The organism is Micromonospora sp. MP36 (genome assembly GCF_008119785.1).
Classification (GTDB): domain Bacteria; phylum Actinomycetota; class Actinomycetes; order Mycobacteriales; family Micromonosporaceae; genus Micromonospora.
Window position 1 is genome coordinate 1 of sequence record NZ_VSFA01000145.1, and the last position, 14,427, is coordinate 14,427.

Below are 14,427 nucleotides of genomic sequence, written 5' to 3' on the forward strand. Positions count from 1 at the left end.
GCGTGTTCGCCGAGGATGGCGTAGTACTCGCCGGCTTGGCACAGGCTGGCGGCCTGCTCGGCGCAGTCGTGGCCGATGTGGGAGCGCGACAGCGCGTCGGCATGGGCGCGCCGTTCGGCGTCGGTGATCGGCACGAAGTCTTCGTCTCCGGGCCGAGGGTCGTTGCGGTGTCTGCGCGCCATGCCACCACCCTAGCGACGGCGCCTGACGACGAGCCGTCACACCACGGTGGAATCAGTGGGCGTGCGCTTGCGCAGCAGGTCGAAGCCGGCACGACCGTACATTTGGCGCTTGATCATCTTGATGCGGTTCACGTGGCCCTCCACCGGCCCGGAGTTCCAGGGCAGCGTCAGCCCCGCAGTCACCGCATCAAGGTCGCGTTGCAGCCCGGCGACGAACGAGTGCAGGCTGACCAATTTGATTAGGAATCGTCGGTGATCGTAGATTGGTCGTGTGGAACGTCTTCGGCGCTCAAATGGCCGCGAAGCGTTCGGTGTTCATCCCGTGATGTTTCGTCTTTGGGTTGCCTCGGGGTGGATTCTGGTGGCGTGGGTCGGTCGTGAGCGCCGGTTTTCGTTGATGGCTGTCGAGGCGGCGAGTCGGTGAGCCGGAGGCTGCCGCTGGCCGCGGGCGAGGTCTCCCGTACCGGGTGTGCCCGCACGTTGTTGCGGACAGGGGTGGACGAGGGGACCGGTGAGGTCCTGTCCCCGGCGGTGCTTGCGCAACGGATCGGCTGGTGCGTCGACCTGGTGGCGGGGATGGTCTCCGGCCTGTTGGCGGAGCGCTGGAATCCCGCGGATGTGGAGGTGCTGGCCTCCGGCGTGGACGCCAGCGGCCGGAAGCTTCCGTCGAACGCCTGGATGGCGCTGCGACGCTTGGGCTGGACGGTCGCCCCGCCGGCGGGTGTGAGGGTCAACGACCGGATCGTGCGCATGGTCCAGGAGCAGGCCGGACGGGCACTTCGCTCGGCGTCGTGGCGTGCGGGCCTGACCGCTGGGGTGCTGGCGACGTGGCCGGCCGATCCGCGTCAGCGCACCGCGCAGGAGTGGGAGCAGGTACGCAAGGCGGTTCCGGGCGGGGAGCATCTGCCGTCCAGCATCGTCAAGTCCCGCACTCGGCAGGCCGCGAAGTTCCTTGCCGCGCACGGCCGGCTGCCAGTGGACGTGTTCGAACTCGAAGGCGTCCCGAAGGTCGCGCGGATGCTGCTGCTGGCCGCGTGTGACCGGCAGCAGGCCACCATCGAACGCTCCGACACCGACCCCAGGAGGGTGTTGCTGCGCTTGCAGCTTCCCACCCGCCCAGACCCGCGAGCCTATGCAGATTGGACGTGGGTGGCCTGTCCGATCATCCTGCCACCCACGGTCCCCGCGGGCGCGGTGCTGCACCTGCCCACCCTCCGCGTCACCGGCCGGCAGGTGCACGCCGATATGGCACACAGCCACCCCGTGCCGAAAGCCCGGCGCACCGGCCACACGGTGGCGCTCGGCGTGGACTGGGGTCTCAACACCCTCCTCAGCGCGGGAGCCCTGCGACTGCACGAGGGCGGGCGGATCACGGCGTTGGGGGCCGGTGGCCAGTTCCGGGCCGCCGGGGTCCTCGCCAAGCAGCACCGCCTGCGCCGGCACAGTGAGCGGCTGCACGCCAAAGCCGACCACTACCAACGCCTCACCGGCCGTGACGAGCAGCATCAACTCGCCAGCAAACTGGCGGTACTACGCGACGAGATCCGCCACCTCTCCGCCCGCCGCTCCAACCTGAACGCCGCCCTCGCGTGGGCCGCCGCCAGATGGGCCGTCGACCAGGCCATCGCCGCCGGGGCGAGCGTGATCTATGTGGAAGACCTGCGGTCGTTGGAAGCACGGGGCATGGCCGCCACCCTCAACACCCGGCTGTCCCAGCAGGTGCGCGGGCAGATCGTCGACCGGATGCGGCACCTCGCCGCCGAGGCGGGTATCGCCGTGGTCACCGTCCCCGCCCGGAACACCTCCAAGCACTGCCCGCAATGCCTGACCCCGCTACGGCACTGTAAGGCCCCCGACAAGCCGACCGTGGCGGGTTGGAAGTGGGCGATCTGCCCCCACCAGTCCTGCCGCTGGCAAGGCGACCGCGACCAGGGCGCCTGGCGGCGCATCGCCGCCCGCGGCCTCACCCACCAGGCCAAGACCGTCACCGACAAGACCAGCGGGCACATGGTCATCCGCGCCGTAGTCGACAAACTCGAAACGGCGGCGGTCATCACGAAGACCAGCCGGGGGGACCGGTCGAAGACCGGCCCCACCCGGCGCAAACCACCACGCCCCGCGCCCAGGCGACGCAGGGCACCCTCCCCCACCAGACCCCACAGCCTGGCGGGCAAGCGTCCGGAGGGACACGCACCAACGGACCGGAGGCTGCCCCGCGCAGCCCACCGACACCAGGGCGTGAACACGACCAGCACACCCACCACCGGCCACCAGCCACGCGGAGCCGCACTGGGCGCAGGATTCCACCTGCACGCCCACGCGACCCCACCACGGTGGGAAACGATCCCGGAAACCCAATCCGACTCAGGATCGCTAAGCTGATCAGGGACGCTTCCGGCGGTCGCGGCGAGTTCCAGTGACTCTCGGATAAGCGGTTCGACGGCGCGGGGGCGCCATCCGGGCCTGCTCCTGCGCGCCACGGAGGATCGCCAGGTACAGGCGTAAGTTGCTGTCGGCGACTCGATACAACGCTGGTCTGCTCGGCTTCGTGGACAGCGGCTCGTCGACGGCCAGCACCCTCTTTTCCTCCACCAGCCGGCGCAGGAGAGGTGAGAGCAGACCGGACGCGAGCGGAGATTGGGCTCCGCCTGAACGTCGAGGCGACGTTGGCATAGGCTCGATCGCCGCCACTGATTGCCTCAAGGACGCGGCGTGCTTGGTCCGGCGCGGGGAACTCGGCCAGCAGCGCCGCTTCCGGGATGCTGAAGACGACCGAGGCCGGATCGGCGCACTCCTCTTCGAGGAAGGCCAGCGGCGGCTTGGCCGGTGGCCAGGCCCGAACCCGGGAGACCTCCGCAGATCAGATGCGCATCAATTGCATCTGCCCCACTGAGATCCAGGGCGCGCGCCGTCTCCGCCGGGTTCAGCGGCCCGAGCACGAGCGCGTCGGCCCGGCCGAAGAACGGCCGATCGTATGCGGTCAGCCGCTCTATCATGTGGACGTCGCTGCCTAGGAGCAGAAAAAGGACGGGCTTGGTGGACAGCAGCCGGTCCCAGGCCGTCTGCAACGCGCCGTGGAAGAGCACATCCTGCTCGGCAAGCCATGGAACCTCGTCGATAACGACCACGGACGGGACGTCCGGGAGGACAGAGGCCAGCGACCGGAAGGCGTCTGGCCAACCTCCGGCGGATATCGGCACCAAATCCGGGCTCGTCGGCAGCGGTGAGTCACGCAGCTCGGCCAGGAAGGTGGAGATCGCCTCGGTGGAGGACGCACCCTTGGTTGCGGTATAGAAGAGGTAGGGCACTTCGGCGCGGTTGCAGAACTCCTGGACGAGGCGCGACTTCCCGACCTGGCGCCGGCCCCGGATGGTGACCACCAGTCCGGCCCTCCCTGTTTGGAGCCGGTCCAGCCGCTTCTGCAACAAGGCAAGTTCGGCTGTTCGGCCGACGAAGATTCCCGCCATGAGGTAATCCCAGTCTACGTAGTCTTCTTCTACGTAGACTCACTCTACGAGACTCGGTGCCTGCCTCATAGGAACCACGCCCCCGGCGCAAGGGGTGGCGGGTAGTTGCCGGCGCGATTCCGCTCGAACCCCGCCTGCACCTCGGCGTTTCACGATCTTGACTCGGCGGGGCTGTCCCGTTCTTGGTCATGGACGTGATGCTCGCCCTGACCGAAGACAGCGTGCACGAGGTGCTGTGGACGCAAGCATTGCTGGCCGATTGGGAACGGGTGATCGTACGAAAAGCGTCGTACGGCCGCCTGCGGCGCCAAGGCGATCGTGACGTCGAACCAGGCCGCCGAACCACTGTCCGCCCACCGGACACGGGTCTGCCCGGGTGAGGCGGGTTGTCGCAGCGTGGTTTCTATCTGGCCCATGGCGGTTTTGGGTGGTCGGGCCGGGGAAAGCGGTGCTCCGCGGCCGAGCGGCTGGCACAAGCCCCGGCCCAGGCCACCGCAGAGCAGGCGATCACCACCGGAGCCACGACGGTGACACCCTAGTGAGGAGGTCGAAGCGCGGACGGCACCCCATGCGCCACCATCACCTCAACGCGATCCCGGTCACCAGCTCTGATAGCCGCCTGCTCGGCGTCCAGCTGCGCGACGCGGCTGAAACGGCGCGAACGGCTGACTGCGGGAGTTGATCGACGTGCGGCATCACCAGTTTGTAGGTCAGGTTCAGGCGCGAGCGCGCTTGAGCGACATCGGCGAGGCGACGTCCGCGATACGGGCGACCTTGCAAACCCTGGGTGAGCGTGTCCCACAAGGGCTCGCCGAGAACCTCGCCGCTGAACTTCCGCGAGAGATTGGCGAGTATCTGCGGCAGACAAGTGCATCGTTCGGCGATGGCGACCAGTTCGGCCGGGATGAGTTCGTGGCGCGCGTGGCCGACCGGGCGGGAATGGACCGGCCGGAAGCGGCCTACGCCGCACGAGTCGTCTTCGAGGTCATGGGTGAAGCGACCCAAGGTGGAATCATGAATCGCCTTCAGGCGGCGCTTCCCACCGACGTTGATGCCCTGATTCGTGCCGGCAGCACGGGCGGACTACCCGACTGATCCGCACCCGGACGCCGCGCTTGGCCTCCCGCGGCGAACCATGGCTCCGGTGATTTGCCGGGCGGCTCGTCGCCGACTGGTGGTGGGGCCAGCCGGACCCACACGCACTTGTGACCGTCATCGAGTACGGTGACGCCCCACTCGTCGCACAGCGCTTCGGTGATCGCCAGACCCGGCCGCCGGCGCGGGTCTGGTTCGCGACGGCGCGGAACAACGGCGCAGCCGTCCACGTCCGCGATCGTCGCTCTGCCGCCGCGAGCGTGGATCTGCAGGCGCAGGCAGCCGCCGCCGTAGCGCACCGCGTTGGCCACCAGCTCGTCGGCGACCAGCACCGCGTCGTTCACCCACTCCGGGTCACCAAGCCCCCACTCGGTCAGGGTGGCCGTTGATCAGCCGCAGATACTGGTCGTCCTTGGCATGCAGCCGCTCACTGTGCCGGCGCAGGTGGTGCTGCTTGGCGAGGACCCCGGCGGCCGGAACTGGCCACCCGCCCCCAACGCGATGATCCGCCCGTCGGTGTGGAGTCGCAGGGGCCCGGCGGACAATAGCGTGTTCAGGCCCCAGTCCACGCGAGCGCCACCGAGTGATCGGTGCGCCGGGCCTTCGGCACCGGATGGGTGGTTCATATTGGCGCGCACCTGCAGGCCGGTCACGCGGAGGGTGGGCAGGTGCAGCACCGCCGAGGCGGGGACCGTGGGCGGCAGGCTGATCGGACAGGCCACCCACGTCCATCGTGCGGTTGCGGATGACGAGCTGATAAACACCAAGACGTACGCATTCGTATACCTGAACCGGTACGCCCGTATCTACCCTCGCCGTCTTTACCGCAGGTCGGCGGCGATCCGGTCGGCGTCGGCGGTCAGGGCGTCGTAGCCGTCGGCGGTGAGCTTGCCGTCGCGTCGCAGGTCGCCGAGCTTTTCGCGCAGCTTCTTGAGCTGGTCCTCGGCCTGGTCTGGGTCGCTCTCGGCGATCTCCTTCGCGATCGCGTCGACCTTGGAGTGCAGGTCCTTCGCGGCATCCGGGTTCAACCGGCCGGCTTCCACCTGCTCCCGGATCGATTGGCGCATGCCAGCGATCGGGTCAGCGGGCGCAGTGGGGGTCGGCCTACGGGAGGTGGCCCGAGGGCTCGGTGTCGGACTGGCCGGGTTGCGGGTGGCAGACGCAACGGTGCCCAGCGCCGGCGTGGCGGGCGCGACGGTGAGTGGCACGGCCGGCACGCGGGGCGCCACGGCGGTGGTGGCCGATACCGGCGGCGTTGTCGGCCCCGCGACCGGGGTGTGGTCGTCGCGGTCGAGCAGCGTGACGCCGGCCAGGGCGAGTAGCGCGACACCGAGCAGGGCCGCCGCCAGCAGCGCCGCGCGCCGATGCCATGCCGGCCTGGGGCGTGCCGGGCCGACCGCGTCCCGCCTGGGCGGACGAACGGTCACCGGCGTGGACCGTCCCGGCCCTCCCGGATCCGCCGGCGTGACCGACACGCGGGGAACCGGCGTGCCGGCCCGGGGCAGCAGGGCTGCGAGGCGATCCCGGACCTCGGCCGCGTCGGACGGCCGGTCGGCGGGATCTTTGGCCAGCAGTTCGGCGGCCAGGGCGTCCAGCTCAGCCGGTACGTCGGGCCGGCGCTCGCGCAGCGGCGGGGGTGGCACGTTGACGTGCTGATGCAGCACGCTGAGCGGCTCGCCGGCGAACGGCGGACCGCCGGCGAGCATGGCGTAGAGGGTGCAGCCCAGCCCGTACAGGTCGGTGCGGTGGTCCACCGGCTGGCCGAGGGCCTGCTCGGGAGACATGTACGAGCTGGTGCCGAGCTTGGTCGCTGGCTCGGTGAGGGTGTTCTCCCCCTCTGCCCACGGAAGGCGGGCGATGCCGAAGTCGCAGATCTTCACGGTGCCGGTGGCGTTCACGATGAGGTTGCCCGGCTTCACGTCACGGTGCACCACCCCGGCCGTGTGCGCGGCGGCGATCCCGTCGCAGGCCTGGACCGCGATCGACAACGCCTGCAGGACGGTGAGCGGGCCGTCGGCGATCAGGGCGGACACTGTCCGCCCCTCCACCAGTTCCATGATCAGGTAGGAGTCGTTTTCCTCGGTGCCGAAGTCGTAGACAGCAACGATGTGCGGATGGGTCAGCCCGGCCGCCGCACGGGCCTCGCGGTCAAAGCGTTCCGCGGCCATCGGCTCCATCAGGCCCGCCGCGGCGAGCACCTTGATCGCCACCCGGCGGTCCAAGCGCAGATCGCGACCGCGCCACACCTCACCCATGCCGCCGCTGCCCAGCAACTCCTCGCACTGGTAGCGGCCATCCAGCAGACGTCCCAGCACAGGCCTCACTGCTCCAACCCTGCGCGCCGCTACACGGGGGGCGGTGACACGACGGCCGGCATCGGGGTCAACGGACGAACCACCAGGAGTCCCTCGTGGTGGACGATCCCCCAAGATGGTCAACGCGCCATCGGCGCCGAGGAAACGACCAGCCGGCATCGCCGACAGCTCGGAGGAATGCGTCCCGACCGTCGAGCTTGGAGTCGCTGAAGTGACAGAACGATGGGCCTGTGATCATCGTCGGCGGCACAGGCCAACATGGCCGCGACGCCGGGCGGCACCCTGACCGGTGATGCGGCGGCCGTTGCGCCGTCGCCCTCGAGTGCATCCCGAGTCTCGCCGTCCGATCGAACCGACCCGCGGGATATGGTTCCCTCGGATCCGATGCTGCGGGATGCCATCCAGGCCGGTACGCCTTCTACCTGCCTCGCCGGGCACCAGCACCAGCCTTCAGACCGCCACTGGTGCCGCACCGTTTCGCCAGTGGCGGCGGACTGGGGTCAAGCCCCTGTGTCGGTGTGGCGGAGATCGGGGTGGGTGTAGGCGATGACGCCGGCCACGCTGGCCAGGAAGGCGCTGACAGTCAGGGCCGCGGTCAGGTTGATGTGGTCGGTGATGAGTCCGGTGATGGCGTATGCCAGTGGGGCCGCGCCTAGCGTGACGAAGCCGAGGAAGCTGATGACGCGGCCAAGCATCGCAGTGTCGCTGACGGTCTGAATGAGTGCGTAGATGACAATGAGCATTTGACCGGTTGCGGCGCCGACGAGGAAGGTGGCGGGTGTTCCGACCAGGGCGGTCGGTAGCCACGGGAGCGCCGCTAGGCATCCGGCTTGCAGTAGCGCTCCGGCGGCTAGTGCACGTCCGGGGCGCTGCGTCGGGCGCCGTAGGGCGGCGGTGAGGGATGCTGCGGCGGAGCCGAGGCCGAATGCGCCGATGAGCAGGCCGAGGCCTCCTGGTCCCCAGCCACGCTGATCGGCGAGTAGGGGAAGTCCGACGTTGAAGGCACCAGTGAAGCCGAATTCGGAGGCCAGGGCGATGAAGAGCACTGGTAGTAGGGCGGGAGCGCGTCTGATGTAGCGCAGTCCAGCACGCAAATCTGCCAGGAGTTGGCGCCCCTTGGACGGGTCGGCTTCCGCTGGGGCTTCGGGCTGCTCGGGAAGGGGGCGTAGGCGCATTGTGGCCAGCGTCGCCAAGGAGATGGCGAAGGTAGCGGCGTTGACGGCGAATGCCAGCGCGAGGCCGCCGGTGGCGAGGACGAATCCGCCCAGGGGCGCGCCGATCACGGCGGCGCCTCGGTTGACCAGGGCACGCAGGCCTTGCAGGGCGGTCAGTTGTTCCCGATCGGCCAGGCGTGGTGGCAAGGCCCCGACGGCGGGGTGGAACGCGGCTTCGATGACGCCGAAGGTCAGGCCTACAGTCAGCAGGACTGCGATGCTGGGCTGCGCCACCAGTAGGTACGCTGCGGCCAAGAGCATCACGACGAGTCGTGCCAGGTCACTGCCGATAAGCACACGCAACGCGCCCAGCCGGTCGGCCACGACGCCGCCGACGAGAATGAACACGGTGCGGGGTACTGCGGCCAAGGCGATGATGAGACCGGCGACGTCGGGTTCGGCGACGCGGACCGCTGCCCAGCCTATGGCGACGTAGAAGACCTGGTCGCCGAGCAGGGAGGCGCCTTGGCCCAGGATCCAGCGTTGAATGTTCGGCTGCTTCAGCAGTTGAGCGGGATTGGCGGCACGTGTCTCTGCTGATGGTGTCGTCGTCCGATCGTCGCTCAGAGACGTCATCGCGTTCACCCTTGAGCAGGAGGGTCAGCCTGTGTGAGGGGAAACCCGTGCAGGATCACGACTGTGGGTCGGCGGGTTTGCGTGCCTGCGGCTTGATCGGCACGCTCCCGGTAGCGACGCACCAGTTCCTGCAGGTCGGCGTGCATTGAGGCGAGCTCCTGTGCGGTCAGGTTGAGTACACCGTCGTCGGAGAAGGCCGCGTTCACCCACTCTTCAGGCAGCGCGGAGCGATTGCGGTAGTAGCGCTGCACCTGTTCGTACTGAAGCCGGACCACGCCCGACTGGATCATAGAGGTGGCCTCGGCGCCGCCAGGTTGGCTGAGTAGGTCGGCGTCCGACCAGCGCAGTCTCTGCTGTGACAGCTTCCACCACCGCTCCTTCTTGTTGTTCCCAGCACGTTCAGGAGCGGGTTCGATGAAACCGAAGTCTGCAAGCTGATGCAGGTGATAGCTCACGAGTGCCACCGCGCCGCCGACGGCTTGGGCGAGTTGGGTCACTGTTGCCGCGCCGGCGAGACCCAGTTCGTAGTACAGCCGTACGCGTAGTGGATGCGCGAAGGCCTTGAGCTGTTTGACATCGCGGATGGCGTCTTCACCCGCGAGATTCCCGGACATGAGTGAACGGTAGGACCGTACCGCAGGTTTGTCAAGAAAACTTGCTCAAGAGTTCCTTAGAATCCCTGGTGGACGACGTTCTTCGGCGATCCTTGCTGGCCCTCGGTCTGTAGCCGCCAAGTTTCAGACCCGTGTGGGTTGCCGCGCGTCCACGCATGCCACGTCAGGTCGGCGGTGTCGCTTGATCCCTGCCGGTGAGTGGATCCTCCTCATACTCAGGAAGCTTTTAGCAAGAAAATTTCACCAAGGTCTCTTGCTTATCTGGCGAGCAGTACTACAGAATCTAGACCGTTCGATCACGCAGGGTTGAACCACACGGGGGTGTTACCAGTGGTTTCGCACACTTCTGTCATGACTGGCCGTGACCTCGTCGGCGACGAACCCGGGCCGTTACTGTCCCCAATGACCACTGACGAGTTTCTCAACGAGCACTACGGCCGCAGCTTCGTGCACATCCCGGGACCGGCGGACCGCTTCGCCTCTCTTATGACGTGGCCGGCGCTCAACAGACTGCTACGTGAACAGCGCTTCGTGCACCCGCGACTGCGGCTGACCAAAGACAACCAGCCCGTGCCGGAGCAGCACTACTGGCGCACCGTGCGAACCCCCCGCGGCGGGTTTCAGCAACTGGACGTCGCACAGCTGTTGCGCCACCTACGAGACGGCTCCACCCTCGTGGTCGACTCCATCGACATGGCGCACGCCCCCGTCCTCCGTGTCAAGCAGACTCTCCAGCGTTGGCTCGGTGCCTACGTGTCCACCAACCTGTACGCGAGCTGGGGCGCCACACACGGATTCGACGTGCACTGGGACGACCACGACGTCTTCGTCCTGCAAGTTGCTGGAACGAAAAGGTGGCGCATCTACCCGCCCACTCGCCCCTGGCCATTGCTCGACGACGTCCAGCGCGGTCCGAAACCAGACCAGCCACCGACGGCAGATCTGATGCTTAACGCCGGGGAGATGCTGTACCTGCCCCGCGGGTGGTGGCACGACGTCACTGCGGACAACCGCGCCTCCCTCCACCTTACCTTCGCTGTCCTGCGCCCCACCAACGTCGACTTCCTGGCCTGGATCGTTCAGCGTCTCAAAGCGCACGATGTGGCCCGTCGTGACGCCCCCCATGCGCCCGGAAGCCAAGAAACCCACGACGTCCTGCGCCAGCTCCGATACCTGCTGGCACAGGAACTGACCCCCACAGCCCTCTCCGAGTACCATGCCGGTCAGCGCGAGGAATACGCATTGGACCCTCTGCCCACCTTGCAGGCGGTCGAACAGCCCGACCCGCGACGCTGGGACCAGGACGCCGCAGTCGTCCTGCTTAGCACCAACGCCAAACTCGAGCGCACAGACACGCACGCCGTGCTGCACATAGCCGATCGCACGTGCGCCGCGCCGCACACACAAATCAACGTTCTGGAGCGCCTTCTACAAGGGCGACCCGTTCCGCTCGCCGAACTCATCGAAGCGTGCTCGGCACCTGCTGTAGGCGACCTCGTCACCGCCGGCCTACTCGCCGTCGTCTAGCCGAGCGCCTCTCCGAACTCTCCCTCATCCCGAGGGAGCGACACAACCTGCGCACAAACGAAAGGAGGTGTCCTCCATGGCGATCGAGATCTACGACCTCGACGAGACCCGCGGCAACTGCGCCATCAACCTGTGATGCTGCGCCGCCATGGCCGATCCCGGCCGCGCTGAGACCGGCAAGTTCGCCCTGCCCGGCTGACTTGTGACCGTAGGAGAGGGGGTGAGCTTCATGGCGATCGAGATCTACGACCTCGACGAGACCCGCGGCAACTGCGCCATCAACCTGTGATCGCGCAGTAGTACCAGTCGCAATCACGCAGTGCGGGGCCGCCCAGGGCTAGTGGGCGGCCCCGCATCTAGGCGGCACACAGTCAGTTTCGCACTTTCGTTGCCCTACCAGAAGGCGAGGGCGGCACCAAACCGCAGAACTCGAAAGGTCGCATCATGCGCATCTTGCAAGGAGCCGACGGCTGGTGGTGCCTCAGCGGTACCCGGGTCGCGCATCTACCCATCGACGCAGCGGTAGCCGCGACCGGGGACTCCCCGATCACGCTATCGGCGAAAGCCCACAGCACGCTTGCCGCCGCCGGCTTCTTCACTCCCCGGCCCACCCGTACCTACTCCCTGACCGTGCTCAGCAGCACCGGGTGCAACCTGGGATGCTCCTACTGCTTCCAGAACGTCCACTCGACCGCGCCTGGCAACTTTGCGCCCGAACGCATAGCCCTCCGCCGACTGGACGAGCCCACCATCGCGGATATCATCACCTTCACCCGCGACGCAATGGACAGGGCCGGCCTAAGGGATCTCAAAGTACTACTCTTTGGCGGGGAGCCTCTCCTCAATCCAGGTGGCTGCCTCATGCTGCTCGAACAGGCAAATAAAATTGGAATGACATCGGCTGAGATGGTCTCCAACGCAGTGCTCCTGACCCCCGACCTCGCTCGGGAACTGGAGAACCGCAAACTAGAACGCATCCAGGTCACCTTCGACGGCGACCAGACGACCCACGACCAGATCCGTACCACTCGCAACGGCCGCGGCACCTTCAAAACCATCCTCGCCAACGTTTCCCGCGCCGCCGAAGTTACCCAACTACGATGGCAGTTCCGCATCAACGTCTCCCACCGCAACAACTTCAGCGTCCCTGACCTCATCAACACCCTCGCGCAAACCGTGGACCCCTCCAAGTGCACGATCAACATCGCGATGATCAACGATGTGGGAATCGGGTACAGCAACGAACTCCGCTACAGCGAAGACTTCCGCGAAGAGTATCTGTCATGGCACCTGGCCATTCTTGACCACGGCTTCAGCCTCCCCACCCCTCGGGCGGAGTTCCACTGTGACTACTGCAGCGAAAAACGCGGACGTGTGGGCGCTGTGGTTAACGCGGACGGCACCCTGTATAGCAGTTGGGAGACAGTAGGACGGCCTGGCATGGAGGTTGGCTCGGCCCAAGACGGGTACCTATCCGACGACATCATCGACCAGCGCTGGCACGCGTGCGGCTACAACGCGGCTCCGCACGGCGATCCTCAACAAGCGCAGGCTTTCCACGACCGCGTCGACGCAGCGATCCTCGACGCCATGCGTGAACGATCCGCACTGCACAGCCACTCCAAAAACGCCACCGCATCGCCTTAGTCACCCGCGACGGCCATAGCCCAATTCGCTATATGAGGACGGCTTCCCCGAGCGATCGGCACGGCCACCGTCAGCAGGGCGATTCGACGCGTCGGGCCGTCGCGCTGTTTTAGCGCAGGACTCGCCTCCTGCCATCAACGACTCACTCAATCACCGCCATCGTCGCGATGGCCGGAATGCCGAGACCCAGCATCTTTCGGCCGAGGTCGCGGGCGTCAACGGATGCTGGGAAAGAGAAATTCTTGGTTCACAAGGGCGGTCACCGGGAACGCCATGCCGCGCAAAAGGGTTTCGGTGCGAGCCCTCCTCCACGACGCTTCGACTCAGTGGTTAGCGGGACATGCCCTATCGATCGCCACCGGATCGATGGCGACGCCTAAACAACCAATCAACCGCCGCGACCCATCACTGGGGGACTCACCATGCGGATGCTGCTCTGCCCGATCGACACTCCAGGATTCAGCTACCCGACCGTCGCAGTCGGGAAGGCCGTCGCCGACGCGGGACATCACGTACTCCAACTCTGTCCGCTTAGGGGAGTCAGAGGAGCTGGGCTGCATGTTGTTGACCCGAGCTCCGGCCCTTTCGCGATTGAACAGTGGTTTGAAGAAAAGCCGGTCAACCAGCAGTACGCGCTCACCCTTGCTGCCATTGACCAATATCAGCCCGATGTAATTCTGACCAGCATGTTGGCCATGGGGCCACTGCTAGCCGCGCAGGCTAGCCGGGTTCCTGCAGCCGTGATGGGCCTGATGAGCTACGTGTGGCCCGCAGACGAGCATCTCGCTACCAGCCCGCCGGCGGGCTACGGCGCCAACCGCGCGCTGCGCCACAGAGAGTGTCAGGCGCTGCTGGCTCAAGCGGCGCGATGGGTCGGCAACGACACCCTGAACTCGTCACCAGGACGTGACCCTCTCCTCGGCGAGGCGTTCCTCCTTCGTACGAGCCGCCACCTTGAACCGTTCGCGGAACGCCTGCCCTCACATGTGCACGCGATTGGCCCAGCCCGGTGGGAACCGCAAGAGCCACGATCCTCAGCCGAGACCCTACGAATGCTGCAATGGCTTGATGAGGCGCCGTTGGACGTGCCGGTGCTTTACGCACAACTCGGACGCGTCTTCAGGAAGGGAGACGTCTGGGCCCCGCTACTCGACATCGCCTCCAACTGCGACGTACGGATCGTCGTTGATATCAGCCGCAGCGACAGTCACCAGCCCCCCCTCCCCGACAACATGCGAGCAGCCTGTCTCACCACAAGTGACGCCCTCATCCGGCGCGCCACTACCGTCCTGACCACCGGAGGTTCCTCTGCCACGCTCTCTGCCCTCGTTCATGGGCGGCCGCTCATTCTCGTGCCCACCGGCGGTGAGCAACGTGTCACAGCCGAGGTCTGCCGCAGGTGGCAGGTTGCTGTGGAATGGCCGGAGCGCCCCTCACAACTGTTCACTGAACTGCAAGATCCAAATCACCCCCTCCGGGTAAACGCCCGAGGCATTGCCGGAATCCTCAATGCGAGGGCAGGCATGGCGGACCCAGTCGTTATCCTCGATGGACTGAGCAAGTCGCAGGCCGCCCATCTCACCACTGCCTGAACAACCGAATCCGCCGCCGGTGGCAGCGCTTCCCGACACCCCGAACGGAGCCCACTGAAGAGATATCGTCCCATTGAAGGTCGGATGTGGGGGCAGCGCCGTCCCATCCCGGCCCGGTGACGGCGCTCAGTCAAGGGCGCATACGGCGTATGTATGGCGGACAGAACGTCACGGCGTGAGGGCGTACTCGGTGAATCC

General features: G+C 66.8%; 13 protein-coding genes. 6 read left to right on the forward strand and 7 right to left on the reverse strand.

Annotated elements, in window-relative coordinates:
• Window positions 1-182 (reverse strand): hypothetical protein (locus FXF52_RS37565; protein WP_148804436.1); only part of this gene is annotated, 182 nt, incomplete at its 3' end.
• Between the two features lie 36 nt (window positions 183-218).
• Window positions 219-416: a hypothetical protein gene (locus FXF52_RS37570; RefSeq protein ID WP_370518079.1), complete on the reverse strand. Its 198-nt coding sequence runs from the start codon at window positions 414-416 to the stop codon at window positions 219-221.
• Window positions 417-602: 186 nt separating this feature from the next.
• Between FXF52_RS37570 and FXF52_RS42705 the strand changes: the two genes are divergently transcribed.
• Complete coding sequence (locus FXF52_RS42705; protein ID WP_148804437.1) at window positions 603-2,564, forward strand: zinc ribbon domain-containing protein; 1,962 nt, start codon at window positions 603-605, stop codon at window positions 2,562-2,564.
• A 317-nt stretch (window positions 2,565-2,881) separates the two neighbouring features.
• On the opposite strand, the gene FXF52_RS42710 is transcribed toward FXF52_RS42705, so the two are convergent.
• The gene (locus tag FXF52_RS42710; RefSeq protein WP_222870894.1) at window positions 2,882-3,649 is read right to left on the reverse strand and encodes an ATP-binding protein; all 768 of its coding nucleotides are present in this window, start codon (window positions 3,647-3,649) and stop codon (window positions 2,882-2,884) included.
• A gap of 188 nt (window positions 3,650-3,837) precedes the next feature.
• Here FXF52_RS42710 and FXF52_RS37585 point away from each other — a divergent pair, with 188 nt between their 5' ends.
• Both FXF52_RS37585 and FXF52_RS44305 read left to right on the forward strand, forming a co-directional pair.
• Entirely contained in the window at window positions 3,838-4,029 is a 192-nt protein-coding gene (locus tag FXF52_RS37585) for a hypothetical protein (RefSeq protein WP_148804438.1), read from the forward strand.
• 307 nt (window positions 4,030-4,336) lie between these two features.
• The gene (locus FXF52_RS44305; protein WP_148804445.1) at window positions 4,337-4,744 is read left to right on the forward strand and encodes a DUF2267 domain-containing protein; all 408 of its coding nucleotides are present in this window, start codon (window positions 4,337-4,339) and stop codon (window positions 4,742-4,744) included.
• On the opposite strand, the gene FXF52_RS42165 is transcribed toward FXF52_RS44305, so the two are convergent.
• The 4 genes from FXF52_RS42165 to FXF52_RS37610 form a co-directional block, all read right to left on the reverse strand.
• A complete protein-coding gene (locus tag FXF52_RS42165) occupies window positions 4,675-5,088 on the reverse strand; it encodes an ATP-binding protein (RefSeq protein WP_187413949.1) in 414 nt (137 codons plus the stop codon). The genes FXF52_RS44305 and FXF52_RS42165 overlap by 70 nt on opposite strands.
• Window positions 5,089-5,565: 477 nt before the next feature.
• Complete coding sequence (locus tag FXF52_RS37600) at window positions 5,566-7,059, reverse strand: serine/threonine-protein kinase (RefSeq protein ID WP_187413947.1); 1,494 nt, start codon at window positions 7,057-7,059, stop codon at window positions 5,566-5,568.
• Between the two features lie 500 nt (window positions 7,060-7,559).
• Entirely contained in the window at window positions 7,560-8,849 is a 1,290-nt protein-coding gene (locus tag FXF52_RS37605) for an MFS transporter (RefSeq protein WP_148804440.1), read from the reverse strand.
• Between the two features lie 5 nt (window positions 8,850-8,854).
• Window positions 8,855-9,463 (reverse strand): helix-turn-helix domain-containing protein, encoded by a 609-nt coding sequence (locus FXF52_RS37610; protein ID WP_148804441.1) that lies wholly within the window; start codon window positions 9,461-9,463, stop codon window positions 8,855-8,857.
• Window positions 9,464-9,865: 402 nt separating this feature from the next.
• On the opposite strand from FXF52_RS37610, the gene FXF52_RS37615 reads away from it, so the two are divergent.
• The 3 genes from FXF52_RS37615 (at window position 9,866) to FXF52_RS37625 (ending at window position 14,229) form a co-directional block, all read left to right on the forward strand.
• A complete protein-coding gene (locus tag FXF52_RS37615; protein ID WP_187413948.1) occupies window positions 9,866-10,990 on the forward strand; it encodes a cupin domain-containing protein in 1,125 nt (374 codons plus the stop codon).
• Window positions 10,991-11,434: 444 nt separating this feature from the next.
• A complete protein-coding gene (locus FXF52_RS37620; RefSeq protein WP_148804443.1) occupies window positions 11,435-12,637 on the forward strand; it encodes a radical SAM protein in 1,203 nt (400 codons plus the stop codon).
• Between the two features lie 422 nt (window positions 12,638-13,059).
• Window positions 13,060-14,229, forward strand: a complete 1,170-nt coding sequence (locus tag FXF52_RS37625) for a glycosyltransferase (protein WP_148804444.1) — start codon at window positions 13,060-13,062, stop codon at window positions 14,227-14,229.
• Window positions 14,230-14,427 lie beyond the last annotated feature (198 nt).